23 protein-coding genes and 1 tRNA gene are annotated in these 23,360 nt (G+C 64.0%); 1 reads left to right on the forward strand and 23 read right to left on the reverse strand.

The genetic code is table 11. The features are described from left to right. The 4 genes from ACOQFS_RS22375 to ACOQFS_RS22390 form a co-directional block, all read right to left on the reverse strand. Positions 1-885, reverse strand: coding sequence for a branched-chain amino acid ABC transporter permease (locus ACOQFS_RS22375; protein ID WP_421565008.1), 885 nt, complete (start codon positions 883-885; stop codon positions 1-3). Positions 886-1,031: 146 nt separating this feature from the next. Then, positions 1,032-2,231, reverse strand: a complete 1,200-nt coding sequence (locus ACOQFS_RS22380; protein WP_421565009.1) for an ABC transporter substrate-binding protein — start codon at positions 2,229-2,231, stop codon at positions 1,032-1,034. 92 nt (positions 2,232-2,323) lie between these two features. After that, complete coding sequence (locus tag ACOQFS_RS22385) at positions 2,324-3,037, reverse strand: ABC transporter ATP-binding protein (RefSeq protein WP_421565010.1); 714 nt, start codon at positions 3,035-3,037, stop codon at positions 2,324-2,326. After that, entirely contained in the window at positions 3,037-3,807 is a 771-nt protein-coding gene (locus ACOQFS_RS22390; protein WP_421565011.1) for an ABC transporter ATP-binding protein, read from the reverse strand. The genes ACOQFS_RS22385 and ACOQFS_RS22390 overlap by 1 nt, the downstream gene beginning before the upstream one ends. A gap of 465 nt (positions 3,808-4,272) precedes the next feature. Here ACOQFS_RS22390 and ACOQFS_RS22395 point away from each other — a divergent pair, with 465 nt between their 5' ends. Next, entirely contained in the window at positions 4,273-6,141 is a 1,869-nt protein-coding gene (locus tag ACOQFS_RS22395) for an ABC transporter transmembrane domain-containing protein (RefSeq protein WP_421565012.1), read from the forward strand. A 214-nt stretch (positions 6,142-6,355) separates the two neighbouring features. On the opposite strand, the gene ACOQFS_RS22400 is transcribed toward ACOQFS_RS22395, so the two are convergent. The 19 genes from ACOQFS_RS22400 to tpiA form a co-directional block, all read right to left on the reverse strand. Continuing rightward, positions 6,356-6,874: a DUF1178 family protein gene (locus ACOQFS_RS22400; RefSeq protein WP_421565013.1), complete on the reverse strand. Its 519-nt coding sequence runs from the start codon at positions 6,872-6,874 to the stop codon at positions 6,356-6,358. Positions 6,875-6,957: 83 nt separating this feature from the next. Continuing rightward, a complete protein-coding gene (locus tag ACOQFS_RS22405) occupies positions 6,958-7,266 on the reverse strand; it encodes a DUF2818 family protein (RefSeq protein ID WP_421565014.1) in 309 nt (102 codons plus the stop codon). Between the two features lie 119 nt (positions 7,267-7,385). Continuing rightward, complete coding sequence (gene nuoN / locus ACOQFS_RS22410) at positions 7,386-8,879, reverse strand: NADH-quinone oxidoreductase subunit NuoN (RefSeq protein ID WP_421565015.1); 1,494 nt, start codon at positions 8,877-8,879, stop codon at positions 7,386-7,388. Between the two features lie 37 nt (positions 8,880-8,916). Then, complete coding sequence (locus ACOQFS_RS22415; RefSeq protein ID WP_421565016.1) at positions 8,917-10,392, reverse strand: NADH-quinone oxidoreductase subunit M; 1,476 nt, start codon at positions 10,390-10,392, stop codon at positions 8,917-8,919. 12 nt (positions 10,393-10,404) lie between these two features. After that, a complete protein-coding gene (gene nuoL, locus ACOQFS_RS22420; protein WP_421565017.1) occupies positions 10,405-12,450 on the reverse strand; it encodes an NADH-quinone oxidoreductase subunit L in 2,046 nt (681 codons plus the stop codon). A 31-nt stretch (positions 12,451-12,481) separates the two neighbouring features. Further along, the gene (gene nuoK / locus ACOQFS_RS22425) at positions 12,482-12,790 is read right to left on the reverse strand and encodes an NADH-quinone oxidoreductase subunit NuoK (protein ID WP_005793248.1); all 309 of its coding nucleotides are present in this window, start codon (positions 12,788-12,790) and stop codon (positions 12,482-12,484) included. Next, positions 12,787-13,455 (reverse strand): NADH-quinone oxidoreductase subunit J, encoded by a 669-nt coding sequence (locus ACOQFS_RS22430; RefSeq protein WP_421565018.1) that lies wholly within the window; start codon positions 13,453-13,455, stop codon positions 12,787-12,789. Before ACOQFS_RS22430 ends, nuoK begins: the two co-directional genes overlap by 4 nt. Positions 13,456-13,505: 50 nt before the next feature. Beyond that, complete coding sequence (gene nuoI, locus ACOQFS_RS22435; RefSeq protein WP_421565019.1) at positions 13,506-14,018, reverse strand: NADH-quinone oxidoreductase subunit NuoI; 513 nt, start codon at positions 14,016-14,018, stop codon at positions 13,506-13,508. Between the two features lie 15 nt (positions 14,019-14,033). Further along, positions 14,034-15,116 (reverse strand): NADH-quinone oxidoreductase subunit NuoH, encoded by a 1,083-nt coding sequence (gene nuoH / locus ACOQFS_RS22440; RefSeq protein ID WP_421565020.1) that lies wholly within the window; start codon positions 15,114-15,116, stop codon positions 14,034-14,036. Beyond that, positions 15,113-17,254 (reverse strand): NADH-quinone oxidoreductase subunit NuoG, encoded by a 2,142-nt coding sequence (gene nuoG, locus ACOQFS_RS22445; RefSeq protein WP_421565021.1) that lies wholly within the window; start codon positions 17,252-17,254, stop codon positions 15,113-15,115. The genes nuoH and nuoG overlap by 4 nt, the downstream gene beginning before the upstream one ends. Positions 17,255-17,269: 15 nt before the next feature. Continuing rightward, positions 17,270-18,628: an NADH-quinone oxidoreductase subunit NuoF gene (gene nuoF, locus ACOQFS_RS22450; protein WP_421565022.1), complete on the reverse strand. Its 1,359-nt coding sequence runs from the start codon at positions 18,626-18,628 to the stop codon at positions 17,270-17,272. Then, entirely contained in the window at positions 18,625-19,161 is a 537-nt protein-coding gene (gene nuoE / locus ACOQFS_RS22455) for an NADH-quinone oxidoreductase subunit NuoE (protein ID WP_421565023.1), read from the reverse strand. The genes nuoF and nuoE overlap by 4 nt, the downstream gene beginning before the upstream one ends. Beyond that, positions 19,158-20,411, reverse strand: a complete 1,254-nt coding sequence (locus ACOQFS_RS22460; protein ID WP_421565024.1) for an NADH-quinone oxidoreductase subunit D — start codon at positions 20,409-20,411, stop codon at positions 19,158-19,160. The genes nuoE and ACOQFS_RS22460 overlap by 4 nt, the downstream gene beginning before the upstream one ends. 27 nt (positions 20,412-20,438) lie before the next feature. Next, on the reverse strand, positions 20,439-21,047 hold the full coding sequence (locus ACOQFS_RS22465) for an NADH-quinone oxidoreductase subunit C (RefSeq protein WP_421565025.1): 609 nt from the start codon (positions 21,045-21,047) through the stop codon (positions 20,439-20,441). Positions 21,048-21,056: 9 nt separating this feature from the next. Continuing rightward, on the reverse strand, positions 21,057-21,536 hold the full coding sequence (locus ACOQFS_RS22470) for a NuoB/complex I 20 kDa subunit family protein (protein WP_421565026.1): 480 nt from the start codon (positions 21,534-21,536) through the stop codon (positions 21,057-21,059). 27 nt (positions 21,537-21,563) lie between these two features. Further along, positions 21,564-21,923, reverse strand: coding sequence for an NADH-quinone oxidoreductase subunit A (locus tag ACOQFS_RS22475; protein ID WP_421565027.1), 360 nt, complete (start codon positions 21,921-21,923; stop codon positions 21,564-21,566). Positions 21,924-21,998: 75 nt separating this feature from the next. Then, positions 21,999-22,083: transfer RNA gene (locus ACOQFS_RS22480), tRNA-Leu, on the reverse strand. 114 nt (positions 22,084-22,197) lie between these two features. After that, entirely contained in the window at positions 22,198-22,560 is a 363-nt protein-coding gene (secG, locus tag ACOQFS_RS22485) for a preprotein translocase subunit SecG (RefSeq protein WP_421565028.1), read from the reverse strand. Between the two features lie 41 nt (positions 22,561-22,601). Further along, the gene (gene tpiA / locus ACOQFS_RS22490) at positions 22,602-23,354 is read right to left on the reverse strand and encodes a triose-phosphate isomerase (protein WP_421565029.1); all 753 of its coding nucleotides are present in this window, start codon (positions 23,352-23,354) and stop codon (positions 22,602-22,604) included. Positions 23,355-23,360 lie beyond the last annotated feature (6 nt).

Genomic DNA, 23,360 nt, shown 5'->3' on the forward strand with positions numbered 1-23,360 from the left:
TTATTTCTCTTTGCCGAACAGGCCGGCGGGGCGGATGAGGAGAACGATGACCATGATGACGAACACCACGGTGGAAGACGCTTCGGGGTAGAACACCTTGGTGAAGCCTTCGATGACGCCCAGGCCCAGCCCGGTGAGGATGGAGCCCATGATGGAGCCCATGCCGCCGATCACCACCACCGCAAACACCACGATGATGAGGTTCTGGCCCATGAGCGGCGTGACCTGATAGACGGGCGCGGCCAGCACACCGGCAAACGCGGCCAGACCGGCGCCGAAGGCGTAGGTGAGCGTCACCATCACGGGCACGTTGATGCCGAAGGCTTCGACGAGGCGGGGGTTCTCGGTGCCAGCGCGCAGGTAGGCGCCCAGCTTGGTTTTCTCGATCACGTACCAGGTGGCCAGGCACACCACGATGGAGGCCACCACCACCCAGGCACGGTAGTTGGGCAGGATCATGAAGCCGAGGTTGGTGGCGCCTTCGAGCAGCTGGGGCGTGTCGTAGCCCAGGCCAGACACCCCATAGATGGAGCGGAACACGCCTTCGATCAGCAGCGTGAGGCCGAGCGTGAGCAGCAGGCCGTAGAGGTGGTCGAGCTTGTAGATCCAGCGCAGCAGCAGGCGCTCGATGAGCACGCCGAACAGGCCCACCACCAGCGGCGCCAGCACCAGCATCAACCAGTAGTTGATGCCGAGGTAGTTCATGGCCATCCAGGTGATCAGGGCGCCAGTCATGAACAGCGCGCCGTGCGCAAAGTTGATGACGTTGAGCAGGCCGAAGATGACGGCCAGACCGAGGCTGAGGATTGCGTAGAACGACCCGTTGACCAGCCCCAGAAGGAGCTGGCTCAACAGGCCGGGCAATGAGATGCCAAAGATTTCCATGGGCGGGTGCAGCGGGTGCAGAGAGGGGTTGGAGCGAGAGCGGAGGGATGCGGGGCTTGCACAGCCGCGCACGAGGAGGCCGCAGCCGGCCCCGCCGCATGCAGCGGGGCCGGCGCGGGCTTCAGCCCGCTCTCAGGAGGCGGCCATCACTTCCAGAGCGGGCACTTGCTCTCGGCCTTGGTGGTGAACACCGATTCGCCGGGCAGCTTCTTGACGAGCTTGTAGTAGTCCCAGGGCTTGGTGGACTCCGAAGGCTTCTTCACTTCCATCAGGTACATGTCGTGCACGTAGCGGCCGTCGGCGCGCAGTTGGCCCGATCCGAAGAAGTCGTTCATCTTCATGCCGCGCCAGGTGGCCATGACCTTGTCGGCATCCACCGTCTTGGCGGCTTCGACGGCCTTGAGGTAGTTCATGGTGGCCGAGTAGTCGGCAGCCTGGATCTCGGTGGGCATGCGCTTGGTCTTCTCGAAGAACTTGGCCGCAAACTTGCGCGTATCTTCATTCAGGTCCCAGTACCAGCTGGTGGTGAACTGCAGGCCTTCGGTGTTGCGCAGGCCCAGGCTGTGCACATCAGAGATGAAGATCAGCAGGCCGGCGAGCTTCATGCTCTTGCCGATGCCGAATTCCTTGGCGGCCTTGATGGAGTTGATGGTGTCGCCACCGGCGTTGGCCAGGCCCAGGATCTGGGCCTTGGAGTTTTGCGCCTGCAGCAGGAAGGACGAGAAGTCGGACGCATTGAGCGGGTGGCGCACGGCGCCCACCACGTTGCCGCCCTTGGCCTTGACCACGGCCGTGGTGTCGGCCTCCAGCGCGTGGCCGAAGGCGTAGTCCGCAGTCAGGAAGTACCAGTTCTTGCCGCCCGTGTCCACGATGGCCGAGCCCGTGCCCTTGGCCAGGGCCACGGTGTCATAAGCATAGTGCACGGTGTAGGGCGTGCACTGGTCGTTGGTCAGCGCCGAGCTGGCCGCGCCGTTGTTGATGTACACGCGCTTCTTCTCGGCGGCCACCTTGGCAGACGCGAGTGCCGTGCCCGAGTTGGTGCCGCCAAACAGCATGGTCAGGCCCTGGGTGTCGATCCATTCGCGCGCCTTGGATGCGGCGATGTCGGCCTTGTTCTGGTGGTCGGCCGTGAGCAGCTCGATGGGCATGCCCAGCACCTTGCCGCCAAAGTCGTCGATCGCCATCTGGATGGCCACGGCGCCGTTCTTGCCCTCCACGTCTGCGTACAGGCTGGACATGTCGGTGATGAAGCCGATCTTGACCTTGTTGTCCTGTGCGTGCGCGGCCGAGGTGGCCAGGCCAGCTGCACCCAGCATCAGTGCCAACACTTTGAGTTGTTTCTTCATGGATTTGTCTCCTGGTGGTGTGGTGGAAGAAAGCGATGGGGAATCCAATGGGGACCGGAATGTGCGTGTGATGCGGTGCGCGGAGGGTTGCATCACACGCCCAGCAAATCGTTGAGCACGGGCATCTTCTCGTTGAGCTCGGAGGCAGTGAACTGCTCCACGATGCGGCCATGCTCCACCACGTAGAAGCGGTCGGCCAGCGGCGCGGCAAAGCGGAAGTTTTGCTCCACCATCACGATGGTGTAGCCCTTCTCGCGCAGCGTGGTGATCATGCGGGCCAGGGCCTGCACAATGACGGGAGCCAGCCCTTCGGAGATTTCGTCGAGCAGCAGCAGCTTGGCGCCGGTGCGCAGGATGCGGGCCACGGCCAGCATCTGCTGCTCACCGCCCGACAGGCGTGTGCCCTGGCTGTTCTTGCGCTCCTCCAGGTTGGGGAACATGGCGTAGATCTCGTCGATCGACATGCCGGGCGTGCCGGTCTTGAGTGCCGGCGGCAGCAGCAGGTTTTCTTCGCACGACAGGCTGGCAAAGATGCCCCGCTCTTCGGGGCAGTAGCCCACGCCCAGGTGGGCGATGCGGTGCGTGGGCATGTTCACCGTTTCCACGCCGTGGATCTTGACCGAGCCCTTGCGTGCGCCGGTGAGGCCCATGATGGCGCGCATGGTGGTGGTGCGGCCCGCCCCGTTGCGGCCCAGCAGCGTGACGACTTCGCCGGGCTGCACGACGATGTCGATGCCGTGCAGCACATGCGATTCACCGTACCAGGCTTCGAGGTTGGAAATTTCAAGTGCGGGTGCGCCGGACATCAATGCGCTCCCTGGAGTTGGCCATCCGTCGTGCCCATGTAGGCTTCCATGACTTCGGGGTTGTTCGAGACTTCGGCATAGGGCCCTTCGGCCAGCACGGCGCCGCGCTGCAGCACGGTGATGCAGTCGGCAATCGTGGAGACCACCTTCATGTTGTGCTCCACCATCAGGATCGTGCGGCCCGCCGACACCTTCTTGATGAGCTGGGTGACGCGGTCCACGTCTTCGTGGCCCATGCCCTGTGTGGGTTCGTCCAGCAGCATCAGCTCGGGCTCCATGGCCAGCGTGGTGGCAATCTCGAGCGCGCGCTTGCGGCCATAGGGCAGGTTCACCGTCACCTCGTTCGCCACGTCTTCCAGGCCCACCTCGGTGAGCAGCTGCATGGCGCGCCCGTCGAGCTGGCTCAGCGAGCGCTCGCTGCGCCAGAAGTGGAACGAGGTGCCCAGCTTGCGCTGCAGGCCCAGGCGCACGTTCTCCAGCAAGGTGAGGTGCGGGAACACGGCGGAAATCTGGAACGAGCGGATCACCCCGCGGCGCGCAATCTGCGCGGGCTGCTCGCGGGTGATGTCGTGCCCATTGAACCGGATGGTGCCGGACGTGGGCGTGAGGAACTTGGTCAGCAGGTTGAAGCAGGTGGTCTTGCCTGCGCCGTTGGGGCCGATCAGCGCATGGATGCTGCCTCGGCGCACGGCCAGGTTCACGTCGCTGACGGCGGTGAAGCCCTTGAACTCTTTGGTCAGGCTATGGGTTTCAAGAATGACGTCGCTCATTGCGCCTTGGCCGCTCCGTGTAGAACTGAGGGGGAAGGAGCCTTGCCCGCAAGGTCTCCACGAGGTGTCCGGGGTGTCGTTTCGCCGTGCATGGTATGCCCCTCTACCTGCGGGTAGATACTGGTACTAATGCCTATGTAGTACTTCCTAGGGTCTATCCGCAGGTGGGCCTGCCGCCGGCCCGCCATGCCGCGCAAAGGCGCGCCAGGCCTTGATTTCGCGCTTGCAGACCTGCGAAGCGAAGCGCCTGCCGGAGCGTGTCCGGGCGCGGTGTCTCTGACTCTTTGCTTACAGGCCGGGGTCGCCCATGCGACTGCGGCGGGATGCTCGACATTACGCGTCTGCAGAAGATGCCATCGCCCATGAAGGTGCCCCGCAACGGCCGCGCGCAGCCCACCCCGCCGGGGCCGGGCCTACACTGGCTGCATGCCCGCCCTGCCTCCCATGCCGCCCGCCTCCCGTTCAATGCCGTCCGCTTCCGCAACCGGGTCCGCCGGTTCTTTCCCATCGGCCCGATCCGCCGGGGCGGGCTCTGCGCGCGGTGCGCCGCGCTCCCTGTCGGGGCTGTTGCCGTTTCTGCGGCCCTACCGGGGGCGCATCGCGCTGTCGGGTGTGTTCCTGGTGCTCGCGGCGCTGGCCACGCTGGCGTTTCCGCTGGCATTGCGCGGCCTGATCGATGGCGGGCTGGTGGGCGGCAGCGCGGCCGACAAGGGCGCGCACGCCCTGGCGCTGCGCGGGCATTTCGAGATGCTGTTCGCCGTGGCGGTTGCGCTGGGGGTGTTCTCTGCCGCGCGGTTCTACATGGTGAGCTGGCTGGGCGAGCGTGTGACGGCCGATTTGCGCAACGCCGTCTACGGCCATGTGCTGCGGCAAAGCCCACAGTTTTTTGAGACCACGCAAACCGGCGAGGTGCTGTCGCGACTGACCACCGACACCACGCTGGTGCAGACCGTGGTGGGGTCGTCGTTGTCGATGGGCCTGCGCAACGCGGTGATGGGCGTGGGCGCCTTGGCGATGCTGGTGTGGACCAATCCCTATGTGATGTCGGTGGTGCTGCTGGCGGTGGTGCTGGTGGTGCTGCCCACGATGTGGATCGGCCGGCGCGTGCGCCGCCTCTCGCGCGACAGCCAGGACCGCGTGGCCGATTCGAGCGCGATAGCGGCCGAGGTGCTGAACGCCGTACCGGTGGTGCAGAGCTACACGGCCGAGCCGCGCGAGACCACGCGGTTTCGCGAGGCCACCGAGAACGCTTTCCGCGCCGCCATCCAGCGCACCGGAGCGCGAGCCGTGCTGGTGGCTTTCATCATCATCGCCAACGCGGCCCTGCTGCTGTGGGGCCTGTACCGGGGCACGGAGGCGGTGCTGGCGGGCCAGATGAGCGCGGGCCACCTGGGGCAGACGGTGGTCTACGTGATTCTGCTGGCCGGCGCCGTGGCCGTGCTGGGCGAGGTGTATGGCGACCTGCTGCGGGCGGCGGGCGCCACCGAGCGGCTGATGGAGCTGCTGGCCAGCCGCTCGCCCGTGGCCGACCCGGCGGCACCCCGCGCACTGCCCACGTCCGGCAAGGGCCTGGAGGTGGTGTTCGAGCGCGTGCATTTCCACTACCCCTCGCGGCCCGAGCACCCTGCCCTGCACGACTTTTCACTGCAGCTGGCGCCCGGCGAAACCGTGGCGCTGGTGGGCGCAAGCGGCGCGGGCAAGACCACCGTGTTCCAGTTGCTGCAGCGCTTCTACGACGTGGCCGCTGCCCCCGACGGCACACCGGGCGGTCAGATCCGGCTGAACGGGGTGGACATCCGCGATCTGGCGCTCTCCGACCTGCGCGCCCACATCGGCACGGTGCCGCAGGATGCGGTGATCTTCTCGGCGTCCGCGATGGAGAACATCCGCTATGGCAACCCCGGCGCCAGCGACGAGGCGGTGATGGCGGCGACCCGCGCGGCGTTTGCGCACGATTTCATCAGCGCGCTGCCCGAGGGCTACAACACCTTTTTGGGGGAGCGCGGCGTGCGCCTGTCGGGCGGCCAGCGTCAGCGCATTGCCATCGCGCGTGCCATGCTGAAGGACCCGCCCTTGCTGCTGCTGGACGAAGCCACCAGCGCGCTCGATGCAGAGAGCGAACGCATGGTGCAGGCCGCGCTGGACACTGCCATGCAGCGCCACACCGGCCGCCGCACCACGCTGGTCATCGCCCACCGCTTGGCCACGGTGCAGAACGCGGACCGCATCGTCGTGCTGGAGCACGGCCGCATCGTGGAACAGGGTACGCACGCGGGTTTGTTGGCCAAGGACGGGGTCTATGCGCGCCTGGCGGCGTTGCAGTTCACTGCGTGAGGACTGCGTGCCGCGGCGAGGGGGCGGCCTAGGCATGCCGGATCGGGTCGGGTGCTGTCACCAGGACGTATGAAACCTCGGCAGCAAATACTATAATTTTGATAGCTGCAAACGCTTATGCAATAAGCGCTGAAGCACAAAAACACTGAGACAGCGAGTCTGAACGGCCGCCTGAATCGCACTGCACCTCCGCGTGCCGCGCACCGCGCCAAAGCTACTGCAGTGTTTCCTTGGCGGCAGCGGGCAGCAGCAGGGGCACCACGGCGATGCCCTCCTCCAGCAGCTCCATGGCCTCGTCGGGCGTGGCCTCGCCGCGGATGGCGCGCTCTTCGGCTTCGCCGTAGTGCATGCGCCGCGCCTCCTGCGCAAACTGCGCGCCCACATCCTCCGTGTGGGCCACCACCTTGCGCGCCAGTTCCAGCCATGCGGCCTGCAGCGCCGGAGGCAGGGCACCATGCACGGCGGCAGCCATCGACGGCGAGGCGGTTGCAGGTACGCCCGAGGGCGTGGCCCCTGCAGGCGCCTGATGCGGTGCATCGGCCCCCACGCGCTGCGCGGGCTCACGCGCGCCGAGGTTCAGGCGCGGCGCACTGAGGCGCTTTTCGATCTGGGCGTCCGCACACAGCGGGCACTGCACCAGGCCCCGCCGGCGCTGGTCCTGAAAATCGTCTTCGGAGGCAAACCAGCCCTCGAACACGTGGGCCTGCCGGCATTGGAGGTCAAGCACCTTCATGGCGTGGTTCCAAGGTCTGCTGAAGCAGGTGGCGGGTGGCGGTTGGTTGTGAGGGGACGTGCGGGCGCTGCGGGCAAGGCCCGTCAGCCGTGGCGGCGCACCAGGTAGCGGTAGACGAAGCCTGGAAACGCCAGGGTGAGAAAGAGCGTGCCGGTAATGGCATAGAACTCCCACCCCTGGGGCGCGATCTGCCCGGCGCGGCGCTCCAGCAGCAGGGCCAGGCCGCCCACCAGAAAATACATCACCACCAACTCGGCCAGCCGCCCAGCCAATGGCTTGCGGGGGGCCGCAACAGGCCCGACCACCGCCCACCGGTGGTTCACAAACGGCAGGTTGGCCGCCACAAGGGCCGCCACGATGACCAGCCAGACGGATGCAGTGATGGACGACACGGGCAGCAGGCAGCGGGGCTAGAAAACGCGCGGCATGGGCAGGGTTGCAGGGTGCGATGGCGGCGGCGAACCGCGCTGAGACCTGCGACGCTTCCTGCCCGGCAGCCGGTATGGATCGATCAGGTGGCCAGCGCCCGCACGACGGCGTCGGCGCACAGCGTCATCAGGCCGCCCGGCAGCAGGCCCAGGCCCAGCACCAGGGCACCGTTCACGGTCAGCACCACGCGCACGTCCACCGGGGCAGACACGGTGGTGGCCGTGAGCGGCGCGTCGAAGTACATCACCTTGACCACGCGCAGGTAGTAGAACGCGCCGATGAGCGACATGATCACGGCGAACACCGCCAGCGCGATGTACAGGCTCTGGCCCGAGGCCACGAGCGCCTGCAGCACCGACAGCTTGGCATAGAAGCCCACCAGGGGCGGAATGCCGGCCATCGAGAACAGGCAGATCGCCATCACGGCAGCGTACAGCGGGCTGCGCTGATTGAGGCCGGCAAGGTCGGAGATCTCTTCGCTTTCGAAACCTTCGCGTGCCAGCAGCAGGATGACGCCGAAGGCCGCCAGCGTGGTCAGCACGTAGGTCACCACGTAGAACATCGACGCGCTGTAGGCATTCTCGACCGCCGTGGCGTCCACGTTTCCGTTGATCACGCCCGACATCAGGCCCAGCAGCACGAAGCCCATTTGCGAGATGGTGGAGTACGCCAGCATGCGCTTGAGGTTGGTCTGCGCAATGGCCGCCAGGTTGCCTACCAGCAGCGAGCCGATGGCCAGCACCGCGAGCATCTGCTGCCAGTCGATCGCAAGCGGCAGCAGCCCGTCCACCAGCAGGCGGATCACGATGGCAAAGGCCGCCAGCTTGGGCGCGCCGCCAATCATCAACGTGACGGCCGTGGGAGCCCCCTGGTACACGTCGGGAATCCACATGTGGAAGGGCACCACACCCAGCTTGAACGCCAGGCCCGCCACCACGAACACCAGGCCGAACACCAGCACCTGGTGCTTGATCTGGCCGGAGTTGACGGCCTTGAAGACCTGACCGATGTCGAGCGAGCCGGTGGCGCCATACACCATGGACAGGCCATAGAGCAGGAAACCGCTGGCCATGGCACCCAGCACAAAGTACTTCATCGCGGCCTCGGTGGCCGTGGCGTTGTCGCGGCGCAGGGCCACGAGCGCATAGCTCGACAGGGTGAGCAGCTCCAGGCCCAGGTAGATCACGAGGAAGTTGTTGCCCGAGATCATGATGAACATGCCCAGGAGCGCAAACATCGACAGCGTGAACATCTCGCCGCCGCGCAGCATGTCGCGGTCGGCCGCATAGGGACGGCTGTAGACCAGCGTGACCATCATGGCCACGGTGGCAAAGCACTTGAGCCAGTTGCCCATGGCATCGCTCACCACCATGTTGCCGAAGCCATAGAAGGTGTTGGCGCTGCTGGCGTACATGCCCTGCAGCGCGGCCACCACGGCCAGCGTCAGCATGGTCAGCACGTAGGTGCCGGTGCGGCGGGCGCTGTGCACGCCCAGATCGACCAGCGCGATCACGCAGGCCATGACAAGCAGCACGATCTCGGGGTAGATCGCTAGCCAGCTGATGTTGTCAATCATCTTCTTGAATCTCTCAGTTCAGTCTGGTCGGGTCAGATCAGTTCAGCTTGGACAACGCCACATGCTTGAGCAGTTCTGCCACCGATGCGTCCATCACGTCGGTGAACGGGCGGGGATACAGACCCATGGCCAGCACCGCGATGGCCAACACGGCCAGCACCAGGAATTCACGGCTGTCGATATCCGTCAGGCCCTTGACGTTGTCGTTCGCCACGGGGCCCAGGTAGACACGCTTGAACATCCACAGCGTGTAGGCCGCGCCAAAGATCAGCGCCGTGGCCGACGCCAGGCCTATCCAGAAGTTGGCCTTCACGGCACCCAGGATCACCATCCACTCGCCCACAAAGCCCGCCGTGCCCGGCAGGCCGCAGTTGGCCATGGCAAACAGCAGCGCAAAGGCCGTGAAGTTGGGCATGGTGTTAACCACGCCACCGTAGGCGGCGATCTCACGCGAATGCACGCGGTCGTACAGCACGCCGATGGACAGGAACATGGCGCCCGACACGAAGCCGTGGGCGATCATCTGCACCAGGCCGCCCGAGACACCCAGGTCGTTGAAGATGAAGAAGCCCAGGGTCACGAAGCCCATGTGCGCCACCGACGAGTACGCCACCAGCTTCTTCATGTCCTTCTGGACCATGGCAACCAGGCCCACGTAGATCACGGCGATGAGCGAGAGCGCAATCATCAGCCACGCCCATTCGCGGGAAGCATCCGGGGCGATGGGCATGGAAAAGCGCAGGAAGCCGTAGGCGCCCAGCTTCAGCATGATGGCCGCCAGCACGGCGGAGCCCCCGGTCGGCGCTTCCACGTGCACGTCGGGCAGCCAGGTGTGCACCGGCCACATGGGCACCTTCACGGCGAAGGCGGCAAAGAACGCGAAGAACAGCAGCGTCTGGGCCGTGCGGCTCAGCGGCAGCTGGTGCCAGGTGGCGATGTCGAAGCTGCCGCCGGACTGGTTGTACAGGTAGATCAGCGCGATCAGCATCAGGAGCGAGCCGAGCAGCGTGTACAGGAAGAACTTGAACGCCGCGTAGATCTTGTTGGGGCCGCCCCAGATGCCGATGATGAGGTACATCGGGATCAGCGTGGCTTCGAAGAACACGTAGAACAGGATGCCGTCGAGCGCGCTGAACACGCCGATCATCAGGCCCGACAGGATCAGGAACGCGCCCATGTACTGGTTCACGCGCTCGGTGATGGATTCCCACGAGGCGATCACCACGATCACCGTAATGAAGGCCGTGAGCGGCACGAACCAGAAGGAGATGCCGTCCACGCCCAGGTGGTAATGCACATTGAAGCGCTCGATCCAGGCGGCCTTTTCGACAAACTGCATGGCGGCCATGCCGGTTTGGAACCCGTCATACAGCGGCAACGTGACCAGGAAGCCGATCAGCGCGCCCACCAGCGCGAGCCAGCGCACGGCACGGGCGTGCTCGTCGCGCCCCAAGGCGAGCAGCAGCGCGCCAAAGGCAATCGGCACCCAGATGGCAAGACTCAACAGACCCATTTGTTTTTTTCCTTATTTGATGAGCTGCAGGAAGACGTCGCCCCAGACAAACCAGGTCATCAGCACGAACACGCCCAGGATCATGACCAGCGCATAGTGGAAGATGAAGCCGGACTGGATCCAGCGCACCACGCCGGACACGCCCCGCACCACTTTCCAGGAGCCGTTCACCAGACCGCCATCGATGATGGCCTGGTCGCCGCCCTTCCACAGGCCCACCCCCAGGGCGCGGGCACCGCGCGCCAGAATGTTCTCGTTGATCCAGTCGAGGTAGTACTTGTTTTCGAGCAGCGTATGGAGAGGCTGAACACGCGCCTTGATGGCCGCGGGCAGCGCTGGGTTGACCATGTACATGTAGTACGACGCTGCCACGCCAGCCACTGCCAGCCAGAAAGGCGCCGTCTGCAAGCCGTGCAGGGCCATGCCGACAGGGCCGTGGAAGATCTCGGCCAGCTTGACCATGGCGGGGTGCTTGGCGGCATCGACAAAGATCACGCCCTTGAAGAAGTCGCCAAACAGCATGGGCTGGATGAACATGAAGCCCACCACCACCGAGGGGATGGCCAGCAGCACCAGCGGCACCGTCACCACCCAGGGGGATTCGTGCGGCTTGGCGTCGTGACCGTGGTGGTCGTCGTGGCCATGGTGGTCGCCATGGTGCGCGTCGGGGTTCTGGTCGTAGCGCTCCTTGCCATGGAAGACCAGGAAATACATGCGGAACGAATAGAACGCCGTGATGAACACACCGGCCAGCACGGCGAAGTGCGCAAAACCGGCGGCCGGCAGTTGGCTGAAGTGCACGGCCTCGATGATGCTGTCCTTGGAGTAGAAACCCGAGAACAGGGGCGTGCCGATCAGCGCCAGCGAACCCAGCAGCGAAGTGATCCAGGTGATGGGCATGTACTTGCGCACGCCGCCCATCCAGCGGATGTCCTGGTTGTGGTGCATGCCCATGATGACCGAGCCCGCACCCAGGAACAGCAGCGCCTTGAAGAACGCGTGCGTCATCAGGTGGAACACCGCGACCGAGTAGGCCGAGGCACCCAGCGCCACGGTCATGTAGCCCAGCTGCGACAGCGTGGAATACGCCACGACCCGCTTGATGTCGTTCTGGATGATGCCGAGGAAGCCCATGAACAGAGCCGTGATGGCGCCGATCACGAGGATGAAATTGAGCGCGGCATCCGACAGCTCAAACAGGGGCGACATGCGCGCCACCATGAAGATGCCGGCGGTCACCATGGTGGCCGCGTGGATCAGGGCGGAAATGGGGGTCGGGCCTTCCATCGAGTCGGGCAGCCAGACATGCAGCGGGAACTGGGCGGACTTGCCCATCGCGCCGATGAACAGGCAGATGCAGATCACGGTGATCAGCATCCAGTCGGTCCCCGGAAAGCTCAGGCCACCGAGTTCGCCCGACTTGGCAAACACCTCACCATAGTTGAGCGTGCCGGCATAGGCAGCAATGAGGCCGATACCCAGGATGAAGCCGAAGTCGCCGACGCGGTTCACCAGAAAGGCCTTCATGTTGGCGAAGATCGCCGTGGGCTTGTTGAACCAGAAACCGATCAGCAGGTAGGACACCAGGCCCACGGCTTCCCAGCCGAAGAACAGCTGCAGCAGGTTGTTGCTCATGACCAGCATGAGCATGGAGAAGGTGAACAGCGAGATGTAGGCGAAGAAGCGGTTGTAGCCTTCGTCTTCTTCCATGTAGCCGATGGTGTAGAGGTGCACCATCAGCGACACGAAGGTCACCACCACCATCATCATGGCCGTGAGGCTGTCCACCAGGAAGCCCACCTCCATCTTCAGCCCGCCCACCACCATCCAGGTGTAGAGCGTCTCGTTGAAGCGGGCACCATCCAGCGCCACGCTCTTGAGCGTCATGGCCGACAGCACGAAGGCCACCAGCACGCCCAGGATGGTCAGGGTGTGGGACAGGCGGCGGCCGATCCAGTTGCCACCGAAGGTCGTGCCAAAGATGCCGGCCAGCAAGGCGCCCGCCAGCGGAGCCAGTGGCACGGCCAGGAGCGTTGAAGCAGAGAGGGTTTGACTCATTCTTGAGAACCTTGGGAATACGGACGAACCATCAACCCTTGAGGGTGTTGAGGTCTTCCGCGTTGATGCTGGACTTGTTACGGAACAGCAGCACCAGGATGGCCAGGCCGATGGCCGACTCGGCAGCAGCCACCGTCAGGATGAAGAACACGAACACCTGTCCGTGCATGTCGCCCAGGTAGTGAGAGAACGCCACGAAGTTCATGTTCACCGCCAGCAGCATCAGCTCGATGGCCATCAGCAGCACGATGAGGTTCTTGCGGTTCAAAAAGATACCGATCACCGCCAGCGCGAACAGCATCGCACCCAGCGAGAGAAAGTGGCCCAATGTCAGCGTCATGCTTTTTTCTCCTCGGCAGCAGGCTCCGCAGGCACTGTATCGACTGCCTTCTGGGTCGCAGCCACCTTCACCACCTCCAGCCGGTCGCTGGCGCGCACCCGGATCTGCTGCGCAGGGTTGATGGCCTTGCTGTCCTTGCGCTGGCGCAGCGTGAGGGCAATGGCGGCGATCATGGCCACGAGCAGGATCACGGCAGCGATCTCCACCGGGTACAGGTACTCGGTGTACAGCAGCTTACCCAGTGCCTTGGTGTTGGAGTAAGGAACGACCTGGCCTGCGGCATCGACGACCGTGGCGATGGCCTTGGGCTCATCCATGCCGCGAAATCCGCCCATCAGCACCGCCGCCATTTCGAGCGCGATCAGCGCGCCCACGGTGGCGGCCAGGGGGAAATGTTTCCAGAAGCCCTTGCGAATGGAGTCGATGTGGATGTCCAGCATCATCACCACGAACAGGAACAGCACCATCACCGCGCCCAGGTACACCAGCACCAGGGCAATGGCCAGGAACTCTGCCTTGAGCAGCAGCCACACCGCGGCGGCCTGCGAGAACGCAAGGATGAGGTACAGCACCGCGTGCACAGGGTTGCGCGCGGTGATCACCCGGAAGGCTGCAAACAGCAGCACGACCGAGAAGAGGTAGAAGAAACCGGTCTTGGCGTCCATGAATCGGGTCTTTATAGAAAGTCAGGCAATGAGGCCGCGTTCCGCACCGCTCAGCGGTACTTGGCGTCTGCCGCCTTGGCTGCCGCGATTTCGCCTTCGTACCGATCGCCCACGGCCAGGAGCATGTCCTTCGTGAAATACAGATCGCCACGCTTTTCGCCGTGGTATTCGAAGATGTGGGTTTCGACGATCGAATCCACCGGGCAGCTTTCTTCGCAGAAGCCGCAGAAGATGCACTTGGTCAGGTCGATGTCATAGCGCGTGGTGCGGCGCGAGCCATCAGCGCGCACATCCGACTCAATGGTGATGGCCATGGCCGGGCACACGGCCTCGCACAGCTTGCAGGCAATGCAGCGCTCTTCGCCGTTTTCGTAGCGGCGCAGGGCATGCAGGCCGCGAAAGCGCGGCGACAAAGGCGTCTTCTCCTCCGGGAACTGCACGGTCACCTTGCGGCGAAACGCGTAGCGGCCCGTGAGGGCCATGCCCTTGACCAGTTCCACGAGCATGAAGCTCTTGAGGAAGTCTTTGACAGAGAAAGGTGCAGCAGCAACAGTAGCAGTCATACGTGTTGTCCCCGCTTATTTCCAGATATTCCAAGGCGAGAGCAACCACCCGCCCACAAACAACAAATACACCAGCGTCACCGGGATGAAGATCTTCCAGCCCAGGCGCATGATTTGGTCATAGCGGAACCGGGGGAATGTCGCCCGGATCCAGATGAACATGGACACCACCAGGAAGGTCTTGAGGCCCAGCCAGATCCACCCGGGAATCCAGTTGAACAGCGCGCTGTCGATGGGAGACAGCCAGCCGCCCAGGAACATGAGCGCACCCAGTATGGACACCAGCCACATGCTGGCGTATTCGGCCAGGAAGAAGATGGCAAAGCCCATGCCCGAGTACTCCACCATGTGGCCGGCCACGATTTCGGCTTCGCCTTCGACCACGTCAAAGGGGTGGCGGTTGGTTTCGGCCACGCCGGAGATCAGGTACACCAAAAAGATGGGCAAGAGCGGCAGCCAGTTCCAGGACAGGAAGGTCAGGCCCTTGTCAGCAGCCATGCCCTTGGCCTGCGACATCACGATCTCGGTCAGGTTCATGCTGCCCGACACCATGATCACCACCAGGAAGCAAAACCCCATGGCGATTTCATAGCTCACCATCTGCGCCGAAGCGCGCAGTGCGCCCAGAAAGGCGTACTTAGAGTTCGACGCCCAGCCCGCGATGATCACGCCATACACCTCGATGGAGGTGATGGCCATCACCAGCAGCAGGCCGGCATTGACGTTGGCCAGGGCCACATCGGGCCCGAAGGGAATGGCAACCCACGCTGCCAGCGCCGGCATGATGGCCATGACGGGGCCCAGCACGAACAGACCCTTGCTCGCGGCCGTAGGCTGGATGATTTCCTTGGTCAGCAGCTTCAGTGCGTCGGCAATCGGCTGCAGCAGGCCCATGGGGCCCACGCGGTTGGGGCCGTGGCGTACCTGCATGAAGCCGAGCAGCTTGCGCTCCCACAGCGTGAGGTAGGCCACAGCGCCCATCAGGGGCGCCAGGATGCAGACGATCTTGATCAGAATCCAGAGCACCGGCCAGACGATGCCGGTCCACCAGCCGAATGAAAGCAGGTTCAGGCCCGCGTTGTAGATCGTGTCGATCATGCGGCCACTCCTTCACGTGCCTTGCGTGCGTCGGCAGTGAGCTGCAGCGACGTGGATCGGCGTACCAGACCATCCAATTGATAAATGCTGGCCACAGCCGGCTGCACCATCGCACCAGCGTCGCCACCGGTTGCGGGTACGTCTGCCACGGCGTTGGACAGCTGATCGGCAGGCAGGTGCGTGAGGCTGCCTGCGGGCGCATTGGTGGCCCGGGCCAGCACGTCCTGCGAGGTTTCGAAGTCGAAGCCCGGCACGCCCAGCACGTTGGCCAGTACGCGCAGCACCTTCCACGCGGGACGCGTGTCGCCCAGCGGGCGCACCACGGCGTGGAAGCTCTGCAGACGACCTTCGGCATTAACGAAGCTGCCCGAGGTCTCGGTGAACGGCGCGATGGGCAGCAGCACGTCGCTGATATCCATGTTGGCCTTGAACGGGCTCATGGTCACGACCATCTGGGCCTGTCCGATGGCGGCTGCGGCCTGGGCACCGTTGGCGGCATCGAAGGCAGGCTCGGTGTTGAGCAGCAGCACGGCCTTCAGGCCGCCAGCCAGCATCTGGCCGGCGTTCAGGCCGTTGCCCACGGGGCGTGCGCCCGCAAACTGGGCGCCCACGGTGTTGGCGGCTTCGGTGAGGTAGCCGACGGTGGCACCGGTCTGCTCGCCGATCCAGTTGGCCAGGGCCAGCAGCTGCGTGGCCTGGCCATGGTGGGCGGCGGCATTGCCCAGCAGCACGGCCTTGCGCTCACCGCCCAGCAGCGAACGGGCGATGGCCAGGCTGGCTTCGGAGGCTTGGGCCGCACCAGCGGGCGCTGCCACGTTCTTTTCTTGCGCGATGGCCGAGGCGATGGAACCCAGGGCCTGCAGCCATTGGCCGGCGCCTTGCAGCAGCTTGTGCTTGACGGGCATGGCCCAGTCGTCCACGGCGGAATCCACCACGCTCAGCTGGGCGCCGTGGCGCACGGCATGGCGCACGCGCAGGGCGAACAGCGGGTGGTCCTTGCGCAGGTTGGAACCCACCACCAGCACGCGCTGCAGCGTGGACAGCGAAGCGATGGACGTGCCCAGCCAGCGGACGCCTTCATGGTTGGCAAATTCAGCATTGCGCAGGCGATAGTCGATGCTGTCGCTGCCCAGGCCGCGCACCAGGGCGGAGGCCAGGTACAGCTCTTCGAGCGTGCTGTGCGGGCTCACCAAGGCGCCGATGCTGTTGGCGCCATGGTCGTTCTTGATGTTCTTGACGCCGTTGGCGACGTACTCGAGTGCGGTCTGCCAGTCGACTTCCTTCCAGACGCCGCCCTGCTTGAGCATGGGCTGGGTCAGGCGCTCGTCGCTGTTGAGCGATTCGTACGAGAAACGGTCGCGGTCGGCAATCCAGCATTCGTTGACGGCTTCGTTCTCGAGGGGAACGACGCGCATCACCTTGTGGTTCTTGACCTGGACGATGAGGTTGGCACCGGTGGAATCGTGCGGGCTGACCGAGCGGCGGCGCGAAAGCTCCCAGGTGCGGGCGCTGTAGCGGAAGGGCTTGCTGGTCAGGGCACCCACGGGGCAGATGTCGATCATGTTGCCCGACAGCTCGGAGTCCACGGTATCGCCCACCACGGTGGTGATCTCGGAGTGCTCGCCGCGGTGGATCATGCCGAGCTCCATCACGCCGGCCACTTCCTGGCCGAAGCGCACGCAGCGGGTGCAGTGGATGCAGCGGCTCATCTCTTCCATCGAGATCAGCGGGCCCACGTCCTTGTGGAAGACCACGCGCTTTTCTTCCTCGTAGCGCGAGGAGGAACCGCCATAACCCACGGCCAGGTCCTGCAGCTGGCACTCACCGCCCTGGTCGCAGATGGGGCAGTCCAGCGGGTGGTTGATGAGCAGAAATTCCATGACCGACTGCTGGGCCTTGATGGCCTTGTCGCTCTTGGTGCGCACGATCATGCCCTGCGTCACGGGCGTGGCGCAGGCGGGCATGGGCTTGGGGGCTTTTTCCACGTCCACCAGGCACATGCGGCAGTTGGCGGCGATGGAAAGCTTCTTGTGGTAGCAGAAGTGGGGGATGTAGGTGCCCGCCTTCTCGGCTGCATGCATCACCATGCAGCCTTCGGCGACTTCTACCTTCTGCCCGTCGAGTTCGATTTCAACCATATGCGTTTCTCGCGGTCAGGCCGCTGCGGAAGCCTGAGGGGTCATCTCTTTGCGGATCAGCGCTTCGAATTCCGGACGGAAGTGCTTGATCATGGCGCGCACCGGCATGGCCGCAGCGTCACCCAGCGCGCAAATCGTGCGGCCCTGGATGTTGTCTGCCACCGAATTGAGCAGGTCCAGGTCGCCATCGCGCCCCTGGCCATGGTGGATCCGGTCGATCACGCGCCACATCCAGCCCGTGCCTTCGCGGCACGGCGTGCACTGGCCGCAGGACTCGTGCGAATAGAAATAGGACAGGCGCAGCAGGCTTTCGACCATGCTGCGGGAGTCGTCCATCACGATGACGGCGCCCGAGCCCAGCATGGAGCCGGCCTTGGCGATGGAGTCATAGTCCATCGTGCATTCCATGATGATGGAAGCAGGCAGCACGGGGGCGGACGAGCCACCGGGGATCACGGCCTTGAGCTGGCGGCCCTTGCGCACGCCACCGGCCAGCTCGAGCAACTTGGCGAACGGCGTGCCCAAAGGCACTTCGTAGTTGCCGGGCTTTTCCACATCGCCCGAGACCGAGAAGATCTTGGTGCCGCCGTTGTTGGGCTTGCCGCACTCCAGGTAGGCCTGGCCGCCGTTGCGGATGATCCACGGCACGGCTGCGAAGGTCTCGGTGTTGTTGATGGTGGTGGGCTTGCCGTACAGACCGAAGCTGGCCGGGAACGGCGGCTTGAAGCGTGGCTGGCCTTTCTTGCCTTCGAGCGATTCGAGCAGCGCGGTCTCTTCGCCACAGATGTAGGCACCGAAGCCGTGCGCCGCATGCAGCTGGAAGCTGAAATTGCTGCCCAGGATCTTGTCGCCCAGGTAGCCAGCGGCACGCGCCTCTTCGAGCGCTTCTTCGAAGCGGTCGTAGGTCTGGAAGATTTCGCCGTGGATGTAGTTGTAGCCCACGGAAATACCCATCGCGTAGGCCGCGATGATCATGCCTTCGATGACGATGTGCGGGTTGAACTGCAGGATGTCGCGGTCCTTGCAGGTACCTGGCTCGCCCTCGTCGGAATTGCAGACGAGGTATTTCTGGCCGGGGAACGAGCGGGGCATGAAGCTCCACTTGAGGCCGGTGGGGAAGCCCGCGCCGCCGCGGCCGCGCAGGCCCGACTCCTTGACGGTGGCGATGACCTGGTCTTGCGTCAGCGGCTCGCCGCCATCCGTGCCCAGAATCTTGCGCAACGCCTGGTAGCCGCCGCGCGCTTCGTAGTCCTTGATGCTCCAGTTGGAACCATCCAGGCCCGCGTAGATCTGCGGGTTGATGTGGCGGTCGTGGAAGCAGGTCTGGACGCCGGTGGCCTGGAACTGCGAGAGGATCTGTGCGGCGGTGGTCATGCTTGTCCTTCCGCACGTGCCGTGGAGGCGCCTTCGGCTTGGCGCAGGCCATCCACCAGCTGGTCGAGCTTGTCGTTGTCCATGAAGCTGCACATGGTGCGGTCGTTCACCAGCATCACGGGCGCATCGGCGCAGGCGCCCAGGCATTCACACTGCTGCAGGGTGAACAGGCCATCGGCCGTGGTCTCGCCCATGGTCACGCCGAGCTTCTTCTCGAGGTGGTGCAGCGCCTTCTGGCCGTCACGCAGCTGGCAAGGCAGGTTGGTGCAGACGTTGAGCTTGTACTTGCCCGTCGGCTGCTGGTTGTACATGTTGTAGAACGTGGTGACTTCGTGCACCGCGATCTGGGGCATGCCCAGGTAGTCGGCGATCACGGCCTCGCTCTCAGCGCTCACCCAGCCCTGCTCCTGCTGCACGATGGACAGGCAGGCCATCACGGCGGACTGCGCCTGCTCAGGCGGGTATTTGGCGACTTCGCGCGCAAAGCGCGCGAGCGTGGCCTCGGTGATCTTGGTGGAGGTGCTGCTGCTCATCGGTCGATTTCTCCGAACACGATATCCATGGTGCCGATGATGGCCACGGCGTCGGCGATCATGTGGCCGCGTGCCATTTCATCGAGCGTGGCCAGGTGCGCAAAGCCCGGGGCACGAATCTTCAGGCGGTAAGGCTTGTTGGCGCCATCGCTCACCAGGTAGATGCCGAACTCGCCCTTGGGATGCTCGACGGCCGCGTAGGCCTCGCCTTCGGGCACATGGAAGCCTTCGGTGAAGAGCTTGAAGTGGTGGATCAGCTCTTCCATGTTGGACTTCATGGATTCGCGTGCCGGTGCCGCCACCTTGTGGTTGTCGGTGATGACGGGGCCGGGGTTGGCGCGCAGCCAGTCCACGCACTGCTTGATGATGCGGTTGGACTCACGCATTTCCTGCACGCGCACCAGGTAGCGGTCGTAGCAGTCGCCGGTCTTGCCCACCGGGATGTCGAAGTCCATGCGGTCGTAGACATCGTAGGGCTGCGTCTTGCGCAGGTCCCAGGCGATGCCGGAGCCACGGATCATGGGACCGGTCATGCCCAGATTGAGCGCGCGCTCGGGCGGCACCACACCAATGCCCACGGTGCGCTGCTTCCAGATGCGGTTGTCGGTGAGCAGCGTTTCGTACTCGTCCACGCAGCCGGGGAAGCGCTTCGTGAAGTCGTCAATGAAGTCGAGCAACGAACCCTGGCGGTTCTGGTTCAAGGCCTCCAATGCTTTGGCGTTCTTGATCTTGCTGACCTTGTACTGCGGCATGCTGTCCGGCAGATCGCGGTAGACGCCGCCCGGACGGAAGTAGGCTGCATGCATGCGCGCGCCGGAAACGGCTTCGTACATGTCGAACAGGTCTTCGCGCTCGCGGAAGGTGTAGATCAGGATGGTGGAACTGCCGCAGTCGTTGCCGTGCGAGCCCAGCCACATCAGGTGGTTGAGCAAGCGCGTGATCTCGGAGAACATCACGCGGATGTACTGCGCGCGCACGGGCACTTCCAGGCCCAGCAGCTTCTCGATGGCCAAGCAGTAGGCGTGCTCGTTGGACATCATGGATACATAGTCCAGACGATCCATGTAGGGCAGCGACTGGATGTAGGTCTTGTGCTCGGCCAGCTTTTCAGTGGCGCGATGCAGCAGGCCGATGTGGGGGTCGGCACGCTGGACGACTTCGCCGTCGAGCTCCAGCACCAGGCGCAGCACGCCGTGGGCCGCCGGGTGCTGCGGTCCGAAGTTCAGGGAATAGTTCTTGATTTCAGCCATGGTGAATCACGTGGGGCGCGCGGCGCCTCAGTGCAGGCCTCCGTACTTGTCTTCGCGAATGATGCGCGGCGTGATCTCGCGCGGCTCGATCGAGACGGGCTCGTAGACCACCCGGCGCTGCTCGGTGTCGTAGCGCATCTCGACATGGCCGGACAGCGGAAAGTCCTTGCGGAAGGGGTGCCCGATGAAGCCGTAGTCCGTCAGGATGCGGCGCAGGTCGTTGTGACCGTCGAACACGATGCCGAACAGGTCGAACGCCTCGCGCTCATACCAGTTGGCAGAATTCCAGAGCTCGGCGACCGAAGCCACAACGGGAAAATCGTCGTCGGCACAGAATACCTTGACGCGCAGGCGCTGGTTCAGACTGACGGAGAGCAGGTGCGAGACCACGCAGTAGCGCGGCCCTTCGTTGACCTCATCTGCATACGCGGAGTAGTCGACACCGCAGAGATCCACCAGTTGCTCAAACTGGCAGCCGGGCGCGTCGCGCAGCAGGCGCATGGCGTCGAGGTAGTCAGCCGCCGCGACCTGCAAGGTGACTTCGTCGAGGGCGACGTCGATCTTGCGGACCTTGTCGCCCAGCACGGCCGCGACGGTGTCCTTGATTTTTTGAGGATGAATGGCAACAGACGTCATCGTGGATCCTCAGGCACGCGCAATGGTGTTGGTGCGGCGGATCTTCTGCTGCAGCTGGATGATGCCGTAGATCAGCGCTTCGGCCGTGGGGGGACACCCGGGCACGTAGACATCCACCGGCACGATGCGGTCGCAGCCGCGCACGACGGAATAGCTGTAGTGGTAATAGCCACCGCCATTGGCACACGAACCCATGGAGAGCACCCAGCGGGGCTCGGACATCTGGTCATAGACCTTGCGCAGCGCGGGTGCCATCTTGTTGCACAGCGTGCCGGCCACGATCATCAGATCGGACTGGCGGGGGCTTGCGCGAAAGACTTCAGCACCAAACCGGCCAAGGTCATAACGGGCGGCCGCCGCGTGCATCATCTCGACCGCGCAGCAGGCCAGACCGAATGTCATGGGCCAGAGCGAGCCGGTTTTGGCCCAGTTCACCACCGAGTCATAGCTCGTGGTGATGAAGCCTTCCTTCATCACGCCTTCAATCATTGCATCAGTCCTTGTTGGAGCCCGGGCTCACTCCCAGTCGAGGGCGCCCTTTTTCCATTCGTAAGCGAAGCCCACGACGAGGATGGCCAGGAAAATCACTACCGCCACGAAACCGGCCATGCCCACTTCGTGGAGCGTGACAGCCCAGGGGAAGAGGAAGGCAATTTCGAGGTCGAACAGAATGAAGAGGATGGCAACGAGGTAGTAGCGCACATCGAACTTCATGCGCGCATCTTCGAAGGCCTCGAAGCCGCATTCGTAAGGGGAGTTTTTCGCGTCATCTGGACGGTTGGGCCCGAGAATGTAGCCCAGAACCAGGGGGACAACGCCAACAGCGATGCCAACCAAGATGAACAAAAGGACGGGGAGGTACTGATCGAGGTTCATCTTGAGGATGTGCTCACCGCAGTGGCCCTGCCCAACATGAACCGCAGCGGGATCACGTGGGGGGAGCCTTTGTTTTGGTGCCGTCGGCGAGACTCGAACTCGCACAGCTTTCGCCACTACCCCCTCAAGATAGCGTGTCTACCAATTTCACCACGACGGCTGGTTGCTGTATCTGGATGGCATGAGGAACCTTGCGGTTTTGGCTTTCCAGACAATCCCGGATTCTACCCCGGAAAAACCCTGTAACAGCTTACGCTGCCCAATTTTGAGCAGATTATTTGGTCGGAATCTGCGCGGCGCCCGACGCAGGCGCGGCAGGTGCCACGGCCGCATCCGACGCTGCACCAGCGGGCACCACGGCTGCGGGCGTCTCGAGCACGCTGCCAGAACTTGCAGGGCGCGCGTTACCAAAATACGCTAGCGTCAACGTGGCCGCAAAGAACACAAAGGCCAGCACGGCGGTGGTGCGCGAAAGGAAGTTGGCGCTTCCGCTGGCCCCGAAGAGACTGCCCGAGCTTCCGCTGCCGAACGCCGCCCCCATGTCGGCGCCCTTGCCGTGCTGAATGAGGATCAGGCCAATCATCCCGAGGGCCGTCAACATCTGCACAGCCAAGACCACATTCACGATCGCATTCATTCTCTGTTCACTCCTGATTGACTAATGGGTTTGGATGCGGCTCAACGGGCCGCTGCAATGATCTGCAAAAAGTCGGGCGCCTTGAGCGACGCACCGCCCACAAGGCCCCCATCGATGTCCGGCTGGGCCAGCAGCTGCGCAGCATTGGCCGCATTCATGCTGCCGCCGTAGAGCAGCCGTATGCGGTCTGCATGCTCGCTGGCCGCAGCCAGTTGCGCTCGCAAGACTGCATGCACGGCCTGGGCTTGCTCAGGGCTTGCCGTGCGCCCCGTGCCGATGGCCCACACCGGCTCATAGGCCACCACCACTTCGCTGATGCAGTGGCCATTCACATGGATGACGGCGGCCAGCTGTCGCTTGACGACCACCTCCGTCTGGCCCGCCTCGCGCTCTTGCAACGTCTCGCCCACACACACGATGGGCGTGATCCCCGCAGCGAGCGCACGCTGGGTTTTTTCCGCCACCACAGCGTCGGTTTCGCCGTGGTACTGGCGGCGCTCTGAATGGCCTACCAGCACATAGCGCGCGCCAAAATCCTTGAGCATGGCGGCAGACACCTCGCCGGTGTACGCACCCGCTTCATGCGCGGAAACATCCTGCGCCGCCAATTCCACCGAAGACCCTGCCACAAGCGCCTGGACCTGCGCCAGATACAGCAAAGGCACGGCCACTGCAACGTCGCAGGCAGGATCCTGCAAGCCCGCGATCAGGGCCTTCACCAACGCTTCGTTGGCCGCCAGGCTGCCATTCATCTTCCAGTTGCCTGCGATGAGTTTTTTCTTACTGCTGCTCATTCTTTG

This window comes from Paracidovorax sp. MALMAid1276 (assembly GCF_049198005.1).
Classification (GTDB): Bacteria; Pseudomonadota; Gammaproteobacteria; order Burkholderiales; family Burkholderiaceae_C; genus Acidovorax.